This window comes from Mycobacterium sp. E796, from assembly GCF_001672815.1.
Classification (GTDB): domain Bacteria; phylum Actinomycetota; class Actinomycetes; order Mycobacteriales; family Mycobacteriaceae; genus Mycobacterium.
Genome location: NZ_LZKK01000121.1, coordinates 1 through 16343 on the forward strand (window position 1 = coordinate 1; position 16343 = coordinate 16343).

Annotated in this window: 15 protein-coding genes and 3 pseudogenes; 10 read left to right on the forward strand and 8 right to left on the reverse strand. The window is 68.4% G+C overall.

The window, feature by feature from the left end:
- Positions 1-3: 3 nt before the first annotated feature.
- Positions 4-117: pseudogene (locus A5706_RS35210) on the forward strand (hypothetical protein); the annotation flags it as partial.
- 29 nt (positions 118-146) lie between these two features.
- Here A5706_RS35210 and A5706_RS09790 read toward each other — a convergent pair.
- Positions 147-836: pseudogene (locus A5706_RS09790) on the reverse strand (aminotransferase class I/II-fold pyridoxal phosphate-dependent enzyme); the annotation flags it as partial.
- A 359-nt stretch (positions 837-1195) separates the two neighbouring features.
- Here A5706_RS09790 and A5706_RS09795 point away from each other — a divergent pair.
- On the forward strand, positions 1196-2407 hold the full coding sequence (locus A5706_RS09795) for an acetyl-CoA C-acetyltransferase (protein WP_068129538.1): 1212 nt from the start codon (positions 1196-1198) through the stop codon (positions 2405-2407).
- A gap of 4 nt (positions 2408-2411) precedes the next feature.
- A complete protein-coding gene (locus A5706_RS09800) occupies positions 2412-4556 on the forward strand; it encodes a 3-hydroxyacyl-CoA dehydrogenase NAD-binding domain-containing protein (RefSeq protein ID WP_068129542.1) in 2145 nt (714 codons plus the stop codon).
- Between the two features lie 67 nt (positions 4557-4623).
- On the opposite strand, the gene A5706_RS09805 is transcribed toward A5706_RS09800, so the two are convergent.
- Genes A5706_RS09805 through A5706_RS09815 form a run of 3 tightly spaced genes read right to left on the reverse strand, consistent with a single transcriptional unit; the run spans position 4624 to position 6994 of the window.
- Entirely contained in the window at positions 4624-5481 is an 858-nt protein-coding gene (locus A5706_RS09805) for an LLM class F420-dependent oxidoreductase (protein ID WP_068129543.1), read from the reverse strand.
- Positions 5482-5501: 20 nt separating this feature from the next.
- Positions 5502-6710, reverse strand: coding sequence for an FAD-dependent monooxygenase (locus A5706_RS09810; protein WP_068129546.1), 1209 nt, complete (start codon positions 6708-6710; stop codon positions 5502-5504).
- A gap of 41 nt (positions 6711-6751) precedes the next feature.
- On the reverse strand, positions 6752-6994 hold the full coding sequence (locus A5706_RS09815) for a hypothetical protein (RefSeq protein WP_068129549.1): 243 nt from the start codon (positions 6992-6994) through the stop codon (positions 6752-6754).
- A 94-nt stretch (positions 6995-7088) separates the two neighbouring features.
- Between A5706_RS09815 and A5706_RS09820 the strand changes: the two genes are divergently transcribed.
- Positions 7089-8078 (forward strand): LLM class F420-dependent oxidoreductase, encoded by a 990-nt coding sequence (locus A5706_RS09820; protein WP_068129550.1) that lies wholly within the window; start codon positions 7089-7091, stop codon positions 8076-8078.
- Here the strand turns inward: A5706_RS09820 and A5706_RS09825 are convergent.
- On the reverse strand, positions 8075-8368 hold the full coding sequence (locus tag A5706_RS09825; RefSeq protein ID WP_068129552.1) for a putative quinol monooxygenase: 294 nt from the start codon (positions 8366-8368) through the stop codon (positions 8075-8077). The genes A5706_RS09820 and A5706_RS09825 overlap by 4 nt on opposite strands.
- A 317-nt stretch (positions 8369-8685) precedes the next feature.
- On the opposite strand from A5706_RS09825, the gene A5706_RS09830 reads away from it, so the two are divergent.
- Both A5706_RS09830 and A5706_RS09835 read left to right on the forward strand, forming a co-directional pair.
- The gene (locus tag A5706_RS09830; RefSeq protein ID WP_067152828.1) at positions 8686-9099 is read left to right on the forward strand and encodes a Zn-ribbon domain-containing OB-fold protein; all 414 of its coding nucleotides are present in this window, start codon (positions 8686-8688) and stop codon (positions 9097-9099) included.
- Between the two features lie 75 nt (positions 9100-9174).
- Positions 9175-10320: a thiolase family protein gene (locus A5706_RS09835; protein WP_068129554.1), complete on the forward strand. Its 1146-nt coding sequence runs from the start codon at positions 9175-9177 to the stop codon at positions 10318-10320.
- Positions 10321-10390: 70 nt separating this feature from the next.
- On the opposite strand, the gene A5706_RS09840 is transcribed toward A5706_RS09835, so the two are convergent.
- Positions 10391-12040 carry a DNA repair helicase XPB gene (locus A5706_RS09840; RefSeq protein WP_068129564.1) on the reverse strand — a complete coding sequence of 550 codons (1650 nt, stop codon included), beginning with the start codon at positions 12038-12040 and terminating at the stop codon, positions 10391-10393.
- Positions 12041-12048: 8 nt separating this feature from the next.
- Complete coding sequence (locus tag A5706_RS09845; protein WP_068129556.1) at positions 12049-14301, reverse strand: helicase-associated domain-containing protein; 2253 nt, start codon at positions 14299-14301, stop codon at positions 12049-12051.
- 105 nt (positions 14302-14406) lie between these two features.
- Between A5706_RS09845 and A5706_RS09850 the strand changes: the two genes are divergently transcribed.
- The 4 genes from A5706_RS09850 to A5706_RS09865 are packed head-to-tail and all read left to right on the forward strand — an operon-like array spanning position 14407 to position 16015.
- A complete protein-coding gene (locus A5706_RS09850) occupies positions 14407-14607 on the forward strand; it encodes a hypothetical protein (RefSeq protein ID WP_173817347.1) in 201 nt (66 codons plus the stop codon).
- 3 nt (positions 14608-14610) lie between these two features.
- Positions 14611-15111, forward strand: coding sequence for a cyclic pyranopterin monophosphate synthase MoaC (moaC, locus tag A5706_RS09855; protein ID WP_082964285.1), 501 nt, complete (start codon positions 14611-14613; stop codon positions 15109-15111).
- Entirely contained in the window at positions 15111-15593 is a 483-nt protein-coding gene (locus A5706_RS09860; protein WP_068129560.1) for a molybdenum cofactor biosynthesis protein B, read from the forward strand. Before moaC ends, A5706_RS09860 begins: the two co-directional genes overlap by 1 nt.
- On the forward strand, positions 15590-16015 hold the full coding sequence (locus A5706_RS09865) for a molybdenum cofactor biosynthesis protein MoaE (protein WP_068129562.1): 426 nt from the start codon (positions 15590-15592) through the stop codon (positions 16013-16015). The genes A5706_RS09860 and A5706_RS09865 overlap by 4 nt, the downstream gene beginning before the upstream one ends.
- 75 nt (positions 16016-16090) lie before the next feature.
- Here A5706_RS09865 and A5706_RS33530 read toward each other — a convergent pair.
- Positions 16091-16343 (reverse strand): annotated as a pseudogene (locus A5706_RS33530) (resuscitation-promoting factor RpfA); the annotation flags it as partial.

Sequence of the window (16343 nt, forward strand, 5' to 3'; positions counted from 1 at the left end):
GAGGTGTACGAGCACCTGGTTTTTGACGCCAACCGCCACCTCCCGCTGGCCGGCTTCGACGGCATGGCCGAGCGCACCATCACGATCTCCAGCGCGGCCAAGATGTTCAACTGCACCGGATGGAAGATCGGGTGGGCCTGCGGCCCAGCGCAACTCATCGCCGGCGTGCGCTCGGCCATGCCGTCGAAGCCGGCCAGCGGGAGGTGGCGGTTGGCGTCAAAAACCAGGTGCTCGTACACCTCGTCGGTGATCACCAAAAGGTCGGCGGCCACCGCGATTTCGGCGATCGCGGTGAGATCCGTCGCGCTCAGCACCGTGCCGGTGGGGTTGTGCGGCGAGTTGACGATCAGCGCGCGGGTCCGTGGCGTCACCGCCCGGCGCAGGGCGTCGGCGTCCAGCGCGAAGCCGCGGCCGTCGGGCACCAGCGGCACGGTCACCCGGTGCGCGCCGGCCATCGCGACCACGGGCGAGTAGGAGTCGTAGAAGGGTTCGATGAGCACCACCTCCGAGCCCGGCTCGACCAGCCCGATCACCGACGCGGCGATGGCCTCGGTGGCCCCGACCGTCACCAATATCTCGGTGTCGGGGTCGTAGTCGATGCCGAAGTGACGCCGGCGATGGGCGGCGATGGCCTGGCGCAGCGGCGCGATGCCGATGCCGGGCGGGTACTGGTTGGCGCCCGTGGCGATGGCGTCCTGGGCGGCCTTCAGCAATGCGGGGGGCCCGTCCTCGTCGGGGAAGCCCTGGCCGAGGTTCACCGCGCCGATCCGCGCGGCCAGCGCCGACATTTCGGCGAACACCGTCGTCGCGTAGGGCCGCAGTCGCGACACCGTCATGGTGGAGGAGCTTAAGGCCGCGCCTTAGCGGGCTTGTCACAGGCGCCACATTGGCCCCTGGCCGGAGCACCACCGCTTGTGCCCGCCTCAGAGCGACAATGCGCGCGGGTTCTTGGCGGTGTCGCTATGAGGCGGGCAGTTCGGGTATCGGCCGGCGCGGAGAGTGGAGAGACTGATGTGACTCGCGCGGCCAATGCGGCTAAGTGTCAGCGCCGAGTTGACTGCACCGTCGCGTTCGTCCCGCTGACCAGCAGGATCCCGCCCAACCAACAGGTTGGACGGGCGCCCTGTTAGGGTGGCCGTTACTGGACCTAGTGTTTTAGGACGAACCCAAACCAATCTTCGAAGAGGAAGTCGACATGTCCGAAGAAGCCTTCATCTACGAGGCGATCCGCACCCCGCGCGGCAAGCAGAAGAACGGGTCGTTGACCGAGGTCAAGCCGTTGAACCTGGTCGTCGGTCTGATCGAGGAGCTGCGCCGGCGCCACCCCGACCTGGACGAGAGCCTGATCAGCGACGTCGTGTTGGGGTGCGTGTCACCCGTCGGTGACCAGGGCGGCGACATCGCCCGCACCGCCGTCATCGCGGCCGGCATGCCCGACACCGTCGGCGGCGTGCAGCTCAACCGCTTCTGCGCCTCGGGCCTTGAGGCCGTCAACACCGCCGCCCAGAAGGTCCGCTCCGGCTGGGACGACCTGGTGCTCGCCGGTGGTGTGGAGTCGATGAGCCGCGTCCCGATGGGCTCGGACGGCGGCGCCATGATGGCGGACCCGGCCACCTCCTATGACGCCTACATCGTGCCGCAGGGCATCGGTGCGGACCTGATCGCGACCATCGAGGGCTTCTCCCGCGACGACGTCGACGCCTACGCGCTGCGCTCGCAGGAGCTTGCCGCCGCGGCGTGGTCGGGTGGCTACTTCGCCAAGTCGGTGGTCCCGGTCCGCGACCAGAACGGCCTGCTGATCCTCGACCACGACGAGCACATGCGCCCCGACACCACGATGGAGGGCCTCGCCAAGCTGAAGCCCGCTTTCGAGGGGCTGGCCGCGATGGCCGGCTTCGACGACGTGGCGCTGCAGAAGTATCACTGGGTCGAAAAGATCAACCACGTCCACACCGGGGGCAACAGCTCGGGCATCGTCGACGGGTCCGCGCTGGTGCTCATCGGCAACGAGAAGGCGGGCACCTCGCAGGGCCTGACGCCGCGCGCGCGCATCGTGGCCACCGCCACCACCGGCGCCGACCCGACCATCATGCTGACCGGCCCGACGCCGGCCACCCAGAAGGTGCTCGACCGGGCCGGGCTGACCGTCGACGACATCGACCTGTTCGAGCTGAACGAGGCGTTCGCGTCGGTCGTGCTGAAGTTCCAGAAGGATTTGAACATCCCCGACGAGAAGCTCAACGTCAACGGCGGCGCCATCGCGATGGGCCACCCGCTGGGCGCCACCGGCGCCATGATCCTGGGCACCATGGTCGACGAGCTCGAGCGCCGCGGCGCTCGGCGGGCGCTGATCACGCTGTGCATCGGCGGCGGCATGGGCGTGGCCACCATCATCGAGAGGGTTTAAGACCATGGCAGAGAACACCATTCAGTGGGATAAGGACGCCGACGGCATCGTCACGCTGACGCTGGACGACCCGACCGGGTCGGCCAACGTGATGAACGAGCACTACAAGGAGTCCATGCACAAGGCGGTCGAACGCCTTGTCGCCGAGAAGGATTCGATCGCCGGCGTGGTGATCACCAGCGCGAAGAAGACGTTCTTCGCCGGCGGTGATCTGAAGCACATGATCAACGCCGGCCCGGAGAACGCGGGCGAGGTCTTTGCCGAGGTCGAAGACATCAAGCGCGACCTGCGCACGCTGGAGACCCTGGGTAAGCCGGTGGTGGCCGCCATCAACGGCGCTGCGCTGGGCGGCGGCTTGGAGATCGCACTCGCCTGCCACCACCGCATCGTGGCCGACGTCAAGGGCGTCCAGATCGGGCTGCCCGAGGTCACGCTGGGTCTGTTGCCCGGCGGTGGCGGCGTCACCCGCACCGTTCGGATGCTGGGCATCCAGAACGCCTTCGTGAACGTGCTCAGCCAGGGCACCCGGTTCAAGCCGGCCGCGGCCAAGGACAACGGCCTGGTGGACGAGATCGTCGGCAGCGTAGACGAATTGGTGCCGGCGGCGAAGGCGTGGATCAAGGCCAACCCGGAGGCGCACACCCAGCCGTGGGACGTCAAGGGCTACAAGATTCCCGGTGGCACCCCGTCGTCGCCGGCGCTGGCGGCCATCCTGCCGTCGTTCCCGTCGCTGCTACGCAAGCAGCTCAAGGGCGCGCCGATGCCGGCGCCGCGGGCCATCCTGGCCGCGGCGGTCGAGGGCACGCAGGTGGACTTCGACACCGCCACGCGCATCGAGAGCCGCTACTTCACCGAGCTGGTGACCGGCCAGGTCGCCAAGAACATGATCCAGGCCTTCTTCTTCGACCTGCAGCACATCAACGGCGGCGGGTCGCGGCCGGACGGCATCGAGCCGGTCAAGATCAACAAGATCGGTGTGCTGGGCGCGGGCATGATGGGCGCCGGGATCGCGTACGTGTCGGCCAAGGCCGGCTTCGACGTGGTGCTGAAAGACGTCAGCATCGAGGCCGCGGAGAAGGGCAAGAATTACTCGGAAAAGCTTGAGGCCAAAGCGCTCGAGCGAGGCAAGACCACCGAGGAGAAGAGCAAGGCGCTGCTGAACCGCATCACGCCGACGGCCGACCCCGCCGACTTCAAGGGCGTCGACTTCGTGATCGAGGCGGTGTTCGAGAACCAGGACCTCAAGCACAAGGTGTTCCAGGAGATCGAGGACATCGTCGAACCCAACGCGCTGCTCGGGTCGAACACCTCCACGCTGCCGATCACCGGTCTGGCGACCGGCGTGAAGCGCCAGGAAGACTTCATCGGGATCCACTTCTTCTCTCCGGTCGACAAGATGCCCCTGGTCGAAATCATCAAGGGCGAGAAGACTTCTGACGAGGCGCTGGCCCGCGTGTTCGACTACACGCTGGCCATCGGCAAAACCCCGATCGTCGTCAACGACAGCCGCGGCTTCTTCACCAGCCGCGTCATCGGCACGTTCGTCAACGAGGCGCTCGCGATGCTCGGTGAGGGCGTCGAGCCGGCGTCCATCGAGCACGCCGGCACGCAGGCCGGCTACCCGGCGCCGCCGCTGCAGCTGTCCGACGAGCTCAACCTCGAGCTGATGCACAAGATCGCCACAGCCACCCGCAAGGGCGTCGAGGATGCCGGCGGCACCTACGAGCCGCACCCGGCGGAGGCCGTCGTCGAGAAGATGATCGAGCTCGGCCGCCCGTCGCGATTGAAGGGCGCCGGCTTCTACGAGTACGTCGACGGCAAGCGCACCCGGCTGTGGCCGGGCCTGCGCGAGACGTTCAAGTCCGGTTCGTCGCAGCCGCCGCTGCAGGACATGATCGACCGGATGCTGTTCGCCGAGGCGCTGGAAACCCAGAAGTGCCTCGACGAGGGCGTGCTGACGTCGACCGCTGACGCCAACATCGGGTCGATCATGGGCATCGGGTTCCCGCCCTACACCGGTGGTAGCGCGCAGTTCATCGTCGGCTACTCCGGTCCCGGCGGAACGGGCAAGGACGCCTTCGTGGCCCGGGCCCGCGAGCTGGCCGCCAAGTACGGCGACCGCTTCCTGCCACCGGACTCGCTCACCTAGTTCTGCCGACCAGACGCAAAAGCCCCCAAAACCTAGTGTTTTCGGGGGCTTTTGCGTCTGCTCGCGGTCAGAGGGCTGCGGCGATTCGGCGCCATTGCTCACGGGGGAATTCCGCCGGGTCCGCCGTCAGCACCTGGACGCAGACGTGGTCGGCGCCGGCCGCCTGATGCTCGGCCACCCTGCGCATGACGGCGCCTTCGTCGCCCCACGTGATGATCGCGTCGAAGAGCCTGTCGCTGAGCTGCGCCAGGTCCTCTTCGGAGAAGCCGCTGCGCAGCAGGTTGTTGGCGTAATTGGGCAACGCCAAATACGCTCGCAGCCAATCGGTTCCGATGCGGCGCGCCTCGTCGGCGCTGTCACATAGGATCACGGTCTGTTCGGGCAGCAGCAGCGGGCCCTCGCCCAAAGTCGAACGGGCGGAAGCGGTGTGGTCAGGGGTGACGAGGTAGGGGTGCGCGCCGCCGGCGCGCGTCGCCGACAGTTCGAGCATCTTCGGGCCGAGCGCGGCGAGCACGCGGGCCGCGGCGGGCACGGGATGCGGTGCGGCGTCCAGCCCGTCGAGGAACGACGCCGTCGCCGCCAGCGGCTTGCGGTACCGGCCGGGCTGGCCGGCGTCGATCAGCGGCGCGTGGCTGACGCCGATCCCCAGCAGGAAACGGTAGCCGTGCTCAGCGGTCAGTGCGGCATAGGATTCGGCGACATCGTCGGCCGCGTGCATCCAGAGATTGAGGATCCCGGTGGCGATCGCGGTCCGCGCCGTCGCGGCCAGCAGCCGCCCCACCGCGTCGAACACCGGCCCACCCACGTCGGGGATCCACAGCGCGGTGAAGCCAAGCTCGTCCAATTCCGCGGCGGCGTCGCCGATTTCGGCGGCATCGCCGTAGCGCAGCTGGCTGCTCCAGATACCCACACCGGCAAGGTCCACGGGCGATCATCCCCTTCGCGTCAAACTTCGACTTCGCCGTAGTCGGGCACCCGCATCGAGTCGTACATGCGCACGCCCTTGGTGTTCAGCCTCGCCAGCGACCTGGAGAGCGACCCGGGCATCAACGAGATCAGTTCGACCCCACGGGTTAACGCCCAGACACCCGCCCGGGAGCCGGGGATGATGGTCCTGGCGGCGCCCCGCGCGAAGGACCGGCTGCGATACACCGGTTCGCGCATCTGAAGTTCGTAGGCGGCGAACGCGCGCAGGTGATCGCCGTCGGCCCGGGCGAGTTCCCCGGCCAGCACGTAGGCGCCCAGCACGGCGAGGCTGGTGCTGCCGCCGACCGCGGGGCCGGGGCAATACCCGGCGTCTCCGACGAGGGTGACCCGTCGTCGCGACCAGATGTTCATCCGCAGCTGGCTGATCGCATCAAAGTAGAACGTCGGAGTCCGGTCTATTTCCCCCAGCCAGTCGTCCACCTGGGGATGCATCCCCGCGAAGGCGTCGCGCAGTAATTCCTTCTGCCGCAACGCATCCCGATAGTCATAGTCGAGCTCCTCCTTGCTGCGGAACATGAACACCAGCCGGGCGTCGTCCAGATGATCCGCGGTGTAGACGGCCACGAGCCGACCGACGCCGATGTGGCCGAGCATCTCGCCGGGGACGGCCAGTGTCTTGGGCGCCGACACCACCGCCAGGTAGCCACCGATGAAGCGGGTGAGGCCGGCCTCCTCGCCGAACACCAGGCGCCGGACATTGGAGTGCAGACCGTCCGCACCGACGATGACGTCGAAGCTGCGGGCAGGCGAGCGCTCGAAGGTGACCTCGCCGTCGGGCTCGATCGCCGTGATGGAGTCACCGAAGAGGTATTCGACGTCGTCGCGCCCGGCGTCGTAGTAGATCTCGCTGAGGTCGTCGCGCATGATCTCCACGTGCCGATCGGATGCGATGCCGACCAGCTTGGTGAGGTCGACCTCGGTGGGCTGGGGCCGGCCCTCCCGATACAACGTCAGACGGTCGGTACCGGTGGCGAGTGCCTCGATGCGGGGCAAGACGCCCATCTTCGCCGAGATCTCCATCGCCGGGCGGAACAGGTCGACGGCGTGGCCGCCCGTCTTGCGCAGCGTCGCCGCGCGCTCGACCACGGTGACGTCGAAGCCATGGCGGGTAAGCCAGAACGCCAGCACCGGCCCGGCGATGCTGGCACCGGAGATCAGAACCCGCATAGCGGGTAAGCCTAACCGCCGGTATTTGCGCCCAAGCAGCGCTAGTTCTGGTCCTGGGCGTTCTGGGTGAAGATGTCGCCCGAGGTCTGGCCGTTGTCGTTGACGAAATTGGTGTCGTCGGTGGCGAAGGACGCGGTGGCCGACGGGCCGGATGCCGCGTCGGTCGCGATCTTGCAAGGCGGCGAGGCGATGAACAGTGTGAGCGCCGCAACGGCCGCGGCACCAGCAAAGATCAGCCGGAGTGCACGGACTTTGCGGTAGCGAACGTGCCCGAGGTTTGTCATGCGTCATGTCTAAGGCCCGGTTGTCGGCGACGGCTGGGCCCACGCTATGCATCGGCTATGAGGTGCAGTCGTCGCCGGGCTAAAGTCGCTTGCTATGCGCTTCGGTCTCTTCATTCCGCAAGGCTGGCGGATGGATCTCGTCGGCATCGAACCCGAGAAACACTGGGCGGTGATGCGCGAGTTGGCCGCCCACGCCGACAACGGCGCATGGGATTCGCTGTGGGTCTACGACCACTTCCACACCGTCCCGATGCCAACGGGCGAGGCCACGCACGAGGCGTGGTCGCTGATGGCGGCCTACGCGGCGACGACGTCGCGGATCAAACTCGGTCAGATGTGCACGGCGATGAGCTATCGCAATCCGGTGTACCTGGCCAAGGTGGCCGCGACCGCCGACATCATTTCCGGCGGCCGGATCCAGATGGGAATCGGCGGCGGCTGGTACGAACATGAGTGGCGCGCTTACGGTTACGGATTCCCGTCGGCCAAGGTGCGGTTGGGCCGCCTCGACGAGGGTGTACAGATCATGCGCGACGCCTGGCGCGACGGCAAGGTCAGCTTCGATGGCGAGCACTACCAGGTCGACGGCGCGATCGTCGCCCCGAAGCCTTTGCAGGACAACGGCATACCGCTGTGGATCGCCGGGGGCGGGGAGAAGGTGACCCTGCGCATCGCCGCGAAATACGCGCAGTACACCAACTTCACCCCGGAGCTCGAGGCGTTCGCCCACAAGTCCTCGGTGCTGGAAGGGCATTGCCGCGACGTCGGCACCGACTTCGGGGCGATCGTGCGTTCGGTCAACGTCAACGCGGTCATCGGGACGTCGGACGACGACGTGAAGGACCGGATGCGCCGCGTGCGCGACCGGTTGGTCGGCTATGTGCCCGAGGCCGCCGCCGATGCGATGATCGCCGGCACCACCGGGCCGGACTCGGCGGTGGGCACCGCGGAACAAGCGATCGAACGGCTCCAGAAGATCCGCGCCCTCGGCTGTGAGTACGCGATCTGCTACTTCCCGGAGGCCGCGTACGACCGCTCGGGCATCGAGCTGTTCGAACGGGAAGTCATCCCCGCGCTGAGCTAGATGTCGGTGGTCGCGTACCGCGTCTTGACGGGCGGTGCGGCGAGCAGCGGCGGCAGCTCGGCGATCTTGCCCTCGCCGGCCCGGAAGGCGCGGTAGGCCTCGTCGTGGTCGACCGTGTCCCAAAGTTCGTAGACCACCCAGTGCGCGCCGTCATCCTCGTCGACGAGCACGTCGGTGACGAGGTTCCCGTCGAATGCCCGGGTGACTTGCAGCGCCCGGCCCATGACCTCGCGCGCCGCGGACACCGACTCGGGCTTCAACCTGAGTTCGAGCAGCACCGTGACCGGCATAGTCGTCTCCTTATCGTCGACTCGGGGCCCCGACACCATAACGTGCCGGCGACGGTCACACCCGCCCCACCAGTCTCTCGCCGGGGCGATGTCCAATGTGCCCGCCTCATAGCGACTGTGCCAGGGGAGCCGCCGGACCGCGCCCAGGGTTGTCGCTCGGAGGCGGGCAAAACATCGACCGACCGGGCCAGGACTGTGGGTCCGGTGTTTCCGAACGAGATGCGGATAAGCGACAGCGAGAATGCGGTTTCCACTTTTCGGAAAGCTGTTATACGGTTCAGTTGGCATTGTTCTGTTCGGACGCTGGAGGATCGTTAATGCAGAAGGCGCTGGCCCCCGAAATCTCCACCTGGCCGGACGAGAACCCGCAGCTGATCGGGAGTCGCTGCGGCAACTGTGGTGCCACAACCTTCCCGGTGCAGCAGTGGTGTCCACGTTGCAGCGGCGGTGAGATGACCGAGTTGCTGTTGCCGCGCCGCGGCACCCTGGTGGCGTGGACCACCCAGGGCTTCCCGCCCGGCGCGCCCTACGCCGGCCCGACCGGCAACGATTTCGTGCCGTTCGGCGTCGGCCTGGTGCAGCTGGGCGACATCATCCGAGTCGAGGCGCGGCTGACCGAAAACGACCCGGCCAAGCTGCAATTCGGCCAAGAGGTCGAGCTGACCATGGTGCCGTTGACCACCGACGACGAGGGCGCCGAGGTCATGACGTTCGCTTTCCAGCCGGTGTAGTGGCGATCGCGAGCGCGAGCGCGGCGAAGCCGGGCGAAGCGGGTCGCCACCAATTATCAAAAGAGGAGGCTTGAGATGACTAACGACGTTGCCATCATCGGTGTGGGCCTGCACCCGTTCGGCAGGTTCGACAAGACCGCGATGCAGATGGGAGCCGAGGCCATCCAGTCCGCGCTGGCCGACGCCCACGTGGAGTGGAAAGACATCCAATTCGGGTTCGGCGGCAGCCACGAGGTGTCCAACCCCGACGCGGTGACCCGCCTGGTCGGGCTGACCGGCATCACGTTCACCAACGTGTTCAACGCCTGCGCCACGGCCGCCAGCGCGATTCAGCAGACCGCCGACACCATCCGGCTGGGCAAGTACGACCTCGGCATCGCGATCGGCTTAGACAAGCACCCGCGCGGCGCGTTCACCGACGACCCGGCCAAGCTGGCGCTGCCGCAGTGGTACGCGCAGAACGGGCAGTTCGTCACCACCAAGTTCTTCGGCATGAAGGCCAACAAGTACATCCACGACCACAACATCTCCCAGGCCACGCTGGCCAAGGTGGCGGCGAAGAACTTCCGCAACGGCGCGCTGAATCCGAATGCGTTCCGCCGCAAGCCGATTACCGAGGAGGAGATCCTCAACTCGCCGGTGCTCAACTACCCGCTGACGCAGTACATGTTCTGCGCGCCCGACGAGGGCGCCGCGGCGGTGATCATGTGCCGTGCCGACATGGCGCACAAGTACACCGACAAGCCGGTATTTGTGCGGGCCTGCGAGATCCGTACCCGCCGTTACGGCGCCTACGAGGTACACGCCACCTTCGCTCCGCTGGACGAGGATGTCTCCCCGACGGTGTACGCCGCCAAGGCGGCCTACGAGGCCGCCGGCATCGGGCCCGAGGACGTCGACGTGGCCCAACTCCAGGACACGGACGCAGGCAACGAGGTCATTCACATGGCCGAGACCGGCCTGTGCGCCGACGGTGAGCAAGAGAAGCTGCTGGCCGACGGTGCCACCGAGATCCACGGCTCGATGCCCGTCAACACCGACGGCGGGCTGATCGCCAACGGCGAGCCCATCGGCGCCTCGGGCCTGCGGCAGATGCATGAGCTGGTGCGTCAACTGCGCGGCGAGGCGGGCGAGCGTCAGGTGCCCGGCAACCCGCGCGTGGGTCTGGCCCAGGTGTACGGAGCACCGGGCACCGCGTCGGCGACCATCCTGTCGCTGTAGGGATTGGCGCGAGCAGACGCGGAATCGCACGAAACGCCTTGTGTGCGTGCGAATCTACGTCTGCCCGCGGTTAGATCGCCGGGCCCAGTAGGTCGTCCGCGTCGCGGATGATGTAGCCGTAGCCCTGCTCCGCGAGGAAGCGCTGGCGGTGCGCGGCATAGTCGGCGTCCAGGCTGTCGCGGGCCACCACCGAGTAGAACATGGCGCCGCCGCCGTCGTGCTTGGGCCGCAATAACCGGCCCAGCCGCTGGGCCTCTTCTTGGCGCGAGCCGAAGGTCCCCGAAACCTGCACGGCCACCGACGCTTCCGGCAAATCGATGGAGAAGTTCGCCACCTTGGACACCACCAGGGTGGACACCTCGCCGCGGCGAAAGGCGTCAAACAACGCCTCCCGTTCCTTGGTTCGCGTCGATCCCTGGATCACCGGGGCATTGAGTTCGGCGCCGAGTTCGTCGAGTTGATCGAGGTAGGCGCCGATCACCAGCGTCTGCTCGCCGGGATGCTTTTCCAAAATCGACTTGACCACAGCGATTTTGGTGCGCACCGTCGAGCACAGCCGGTATCGCTCTTCGGGTTCGGCGGTGGCGTACATCATCCGCTCGTTGTCGGTCATGGTGACCCGCACCTCGACGCATTCCGCCGGCGCGATCCAGCCCTGCGCCTCGATGTCCTTCCACGGCGCGTCGTAGCGCTTCGGGCCGATCAGGGAAAACACGTCGCCCTCGCGGCCGTCTTCGCGGATCAACGTGGCGGTCAGGCCAAGTCGCCGCTTGGACTGCAGGTCGGCGGTCATCCGGAACACGGGCGCCGGCAGCAGGTGCACCTCGTCGTAGATGATGAGTCCCCAGTCGCGGCTGTCGAAGAGCTCCAGGTGGCGGTATTCGCCCTTGGTGCGCCGCGTGATCATCTGGTACGTCGAGATGGTGACGGGCCGAATCTCCTTGCGCTCGCCGGAGTATTCGCCGATCTCCTCCTCGGTTAGCGAGGTGCGCGCGATCAGCTCGCGTTTCCACTGCCGGGCGGCGACGATGTTGGTGACCAGAATCAGCGTCGTCGCACCGGCTTTGGCCATCGCGGCAGCGCCGACGAGCGTCTTGCCGGCGCCGCAGGGCAGCACCACCACCCCAGAACCGCCGGCCCAGAACGAGTCCGCGGCCAGCTGCTGGTAGTCGCGCAGGTGCCAGCCGTCCTGCTCGAGGCTGATCGGGTGCGCCTCACCGTCGACGTAACCGGCGAGATCCTCTGCGGGCCAGCCGATCTTGAGCAGCATCTGCTTGACCCTGCCGCGCTCGCTGGGGTGGACGACGACGGTGTCCTCGTCGATCCGCGCGCCCAGCATCGGCGCGATCTTCTTGTTGCGCAACACCTCCTCGAGCACCGCGCGATCGAAGCTGACCAGCGTCAGGCCGTGCGCCGGATGCTTGACGAGCTGCAGCCGGCCGTAGCGGGCCATGGTGTCGACGATGTCGACCAGCAGCGGCTGGGGCACCGCATAACGAGAGAAGCTGACCAGCGCGTCGACGACCTGTTCGGCGTCGTGGCCGGCGGCGCGGGCGTTCCACAGCGCCAGCGGAGTGATGCGGTAGGTGTGTACGTGCTCGGGCGCGCGTTCCAGCTCGGCGAACGGCGCGATGGCGGCGCGCGCGGCGCCGGCCAGCTCGTGATCCACTTCGAGCAGCACCGTCTTGTCGGACTGCACGATCAACGGTCCATCGGACATGGCACCCATTATCCGGACTCCCCCGACACCACCGAGGTGATGCGATGGATGGCGAAGTCACGCAGCCGCCCGGACGCCGAATCGAAAGCCACCAGCTGCCCGCCCCGTACGGAGATCGGGGACACGACCCGCTGGGTGGCCACGCCGGCGGCGTCGAGGTAGCCGATCACCAACGTGTCCTGGTCCTTTGCCGCGCGCTGCAACATCGACATAGTGACCGCGGGGTCGACGCGGATATTCCCGAACGGCGCGGCGGTCACCTTGCGCAGCACCGAGACGACGGCGTTCAGCGTCTCGCCGCTGGGGCGCGGCGCGGGCCGGTAGGGCCGGCGCTGCTGGGGGGTGGGCACCCTCGCTCCGCGAGGCCGGACGTCGACGATCGAACCGGAGGGGTCCTCGGCGGCCGGGGCAAAGCCCGCCTGCCGCAACCTGACGAGCACCTCGGCGATCGGCGCCGGCGACACCGCGACCGTCGGCGCGAGGGCCCGCAACTGCAAATCCTCGGCGGCCGCGACGGCCTGGGCGAGCAGCACCGGGTCCTCGCACCGCACGAACGATGCGGCCATGCCGATTCGGAGCTGGCCATGCCGGCGGGCGACGTCGTCGATGAGGTACGTGAGCCCTTGCGGAACCGGGGTTTTGGAGTGCTTGGTGAAGAGGTCGTGCATCCAGTCGGGGGTCTTGCCGATGTCGAGGGCGTGCCGGATGGACTGCTCGCTGATGCGGTACACCATCGCCGTGCCGGCCGATTCCACGGTGGCGACGGTGGCCAGGTCCTCGGCGAGGTCGCGTTGCAGTGGGCCGGGCACCACGACGGTCAGATCGGCCTGCAGCAGGAAGTGGTCGATCGGTGCGGGCATCGCGCGCGCCATCGCCTGCACGGCGAGCTCCGGATCGCCGGCGTCGTCCAGCAGCGCTCGCCCGGGCGTGCTGAGCGCCCCCCGACCGACCAGGCCCAGCGCGTGGCATTCGGTCAGCAGATCGGAAACGGGTTTCGGCTGCAGCCGTCTGGCCCAGCGTGGACGGCGCCAGATCAACGCGGCCGAGGCGGTGACGGCGTCGACACCGGCCCCGGGCGGCAGCTCGGACAGCATGCCCAGCAGCAGCCGCCGGTCCAGCGGCGCGGCTGTCGAGTACAGCGAATCAGTCAGGGCGCCATAGGGTTTGGCGTCGGGGCCGCGGGTGCCGATCAACGCGGGGCGGCCCGGCAGATCGAGCCAGGTGCCGGCCAGCAGGTGCCAACGCTCGGCGGCGGTCATCGCGGAGAACCGCTCGGTGGCCGCCGTGGGCGCCCAATACGGTCCCTCGCCTTCGGCGGGCTCCGGGTCGGGCATGCCGCTGGCGATCAATCCGGCCGCGGCGGCTATCTCGAGGATCAGGCCCAATCGCGGTTCCTCGACGCCGGTCGTTTTGGCCAGCCGTTTGAGGTCGCGAATTCCCAGTCCGCCGCTGCGGAGCTCGGAAACCGGTGCGGCGCCCAGGGTTTGAAGCAGCACGTCGAACTCGCGGAGCAGGTCGATGACGGCTCCCGCGGCCACCGCATCCACGTCGTCCGCGGTGGTGGTCGACACCACCGGATCAGGGGCCGTCAGCTGCATGGGCCCGGGATCCTCGCCCCGCAGCACCTGCCCGACATGGCGAGGCAAGATCACGGTGTCGGCGTCGATGCGCCGCAGCAGACCCGCCGCCAACAGCTGCGGCACCGGGCGATCCGCCGGCGCGCCGGGGGCGGCGTCGCGGGTGCGGCCCATCGGCGAACCCTCGAGCAGCTTTTGCAGGACGTCGAGCTGGGCCTGGTCGAGGGCGTCGATGACGCCGGCGATCTCCTCGCCGGTGCGGGAGCTGTCCTCGAGCGTGACTTGCCCCGGGTGCCACGGCAGGGCCGTGCCGGCATCGGCGGCCACCCGGACCGCGGCTTCGCCCCAGACCAGCGCGCGCTGCCGCAGGTCGTCCAGCGCGGCGAGCACGTCGGCTTCGGGGGCCCGGTCGCCGATGAGCGCGAGCAGCTTGGCGACTTGCACCGGGGCCGAATCGGCCTGCAGCACCAGCAGCGCGTCCAGCACCGCCAGCCGCAAGAAGTCCAGGTCGTCGGTGGCGGCCTTGACCGACTGGCGCGCCTGGGCGCGCGCGGCCAGCGCCGCGATGCTGCCAGGCGGGGGCTGGGCGAGGTCTGGCCGGAGTTCCAGCAGTCGGATCAGCCGCTCGTCGGGCAAGTCGGCCAGCCAGGACCCCAGCGGGATGTCCGGGGTGTTATCGGTCATTGCTGACCAGCGTAAAGCAGTCCTCGCGACCGGCTGGTACGCAAATCCCACGGTCAGCGTGGCCTTGCGCCGCGGGCGCGGGCGCCACCTGTCAGAATGGACCCCGTGGCTGACTCTGCTGAAGGCAAGGCGCGCAAGACCAACTACGTCGACAACGGCTGGCCGACGACGGACCCGGACGACCACGCCGTGAGCGAACTGGTGAGCGACCGGACGGGTGCGTTGTCACCCTTCGGTGAGCTGGTCTTCCCGTTGCCCGCGACCGACCTGCCCTACGTTCACCCGGTCACGGTCGTCAACCGATAAGCCATGGCTAGGGCCCCAGAGGCCGCCAAGGCCTCGGCAGGCACGCTCTCGCACCTGGACGAGCGGGGTGCGGCGCACATGGTCGACGTCACGGAAAAGGACGCCACTCGGCGGACCGCCGTCGCGGCGGGCGCCTTGCGCACCTCGCCGGAGGTGGTGGCGCTCGTCTCGACCGGCGGCCTGCCCAAGGGCGACGCGTTGGCCACCGCGCGGGTGGCGGGCATTCTGGCGGCAAAGCGCACCAGCGACCTGATCCCGCTCTGTCATCAGCTCGCGCTCACCGGGGTGGACGTCGATTTCAGCGTCGGCGAGTCGGACATCGAGATCACCGCGACCGTGCGCAGTACCGACCGCACGGGCGTGGAGATGGAGGCGTTGACCGCCGTCAGCGTGGCAGGGCTCACGCTGTACGACATGATCAAAGCTGTTGACCCGGCGGCCCGTCTCGACGACATTCGGGTGCTCCGCAAGCAGGGCGGCAAGACCGGAACCTGGGAGCGGTGATGGGCGCGCGATCCGCACGAATAATCATCGCCTCGACCCGTGCGTCGTCCGGCGTGTACGACGACCGATGCGGGCCGATCATCGCGGAATGGCTTGAACAGCATGGCTTTTCGCCTGTGCAGCCCGAGGTGGTGGCCGACGGGGAGCCGGTCGGCGAGGCGCTGCGTGGGGCGCTCGACGCCGAGGTCGACCTGATCATCACCTCGGGGGGCACCGGTATCTCGCCCAGCGACGGCACCCCGGACCAGACGGTGGCGGTGCTGGACTACATGATCCCCGGGCTCGCCGACGCGATCCGCCACTCGGGCCTGCCGAAGGTGCCGACGTCGGTACTGTCGCGCGGCGTATGCGGTGTGGCCGGCCGCACGCTGATCGTGAATCTGCCGGGATCACCCGGAGGAGTGCGCGACGGGCTCGGCGTGCTCGCCGACGTGCTCGACCACGCACTCGACCAACTCGCCGGCGGGGATCACCAGGGATGACCCGCGTTCTGCGCGCCGCCATGACCGAAGAGCCGATCGTTCTGGCAGAGCACGAAGAACTGGTGGGCCATCAGTCGGCCGGGGCGATCGTCGGCTTTGTCGGCATGATTCGCGACCACGACGGTGGGCGCCGGGTGGTGCGGTTGGAGTATTCCGCGCATCCTTCGGCCGAGCAGGTGCTGGCCCACGTCGTCGGCGAGGTCGCCGAGTTGTCCAGGGGGGTGCGCGCGATCGCGGCCAGCCACCGCATCGGCGTGCTGCACATCGGGGAGGCGGCGCTGGTGGCCGCGGTGGCCGCCGACCATCGGCAGGAGGCGTTCGACACCTGCGCGCAGCTGGTGGACACCATCAAGGCGCGGCTGCCGGTGTGGAAACACCAGTTCTTCGACGACGGCACCGAGGAATGGGTGGGCTCGGCCTAAAAACGACCCGGGCGCCCTCCCGCGTTCGGCAGGTTTAGCGGGAGAGCGCCGGGCGTCTGCGATTACTGGAAGGCGTCAGCTGGCCTGGGGCGGCTGCGCCAGGGCGTCCAGCGCGTCGTTTCCGTGGATGTCGGCGCCGCGGATCGCTTCCCACAGTTGCCGGGTGAAGCCCACGCCCGCAGTGCGCGGCGAGTCGGCCGGCGGCGGCACATCCGCGGGAGGCGCCGGCGGAACGGCGTCCGCGGGAGGCGCCGGCGGCACGGCGTCCGCCGGGGGCGGCGCCGGTTGGCCGAACGACGTCAGCGTCACCGGCGGGGCCGGGTCGGCG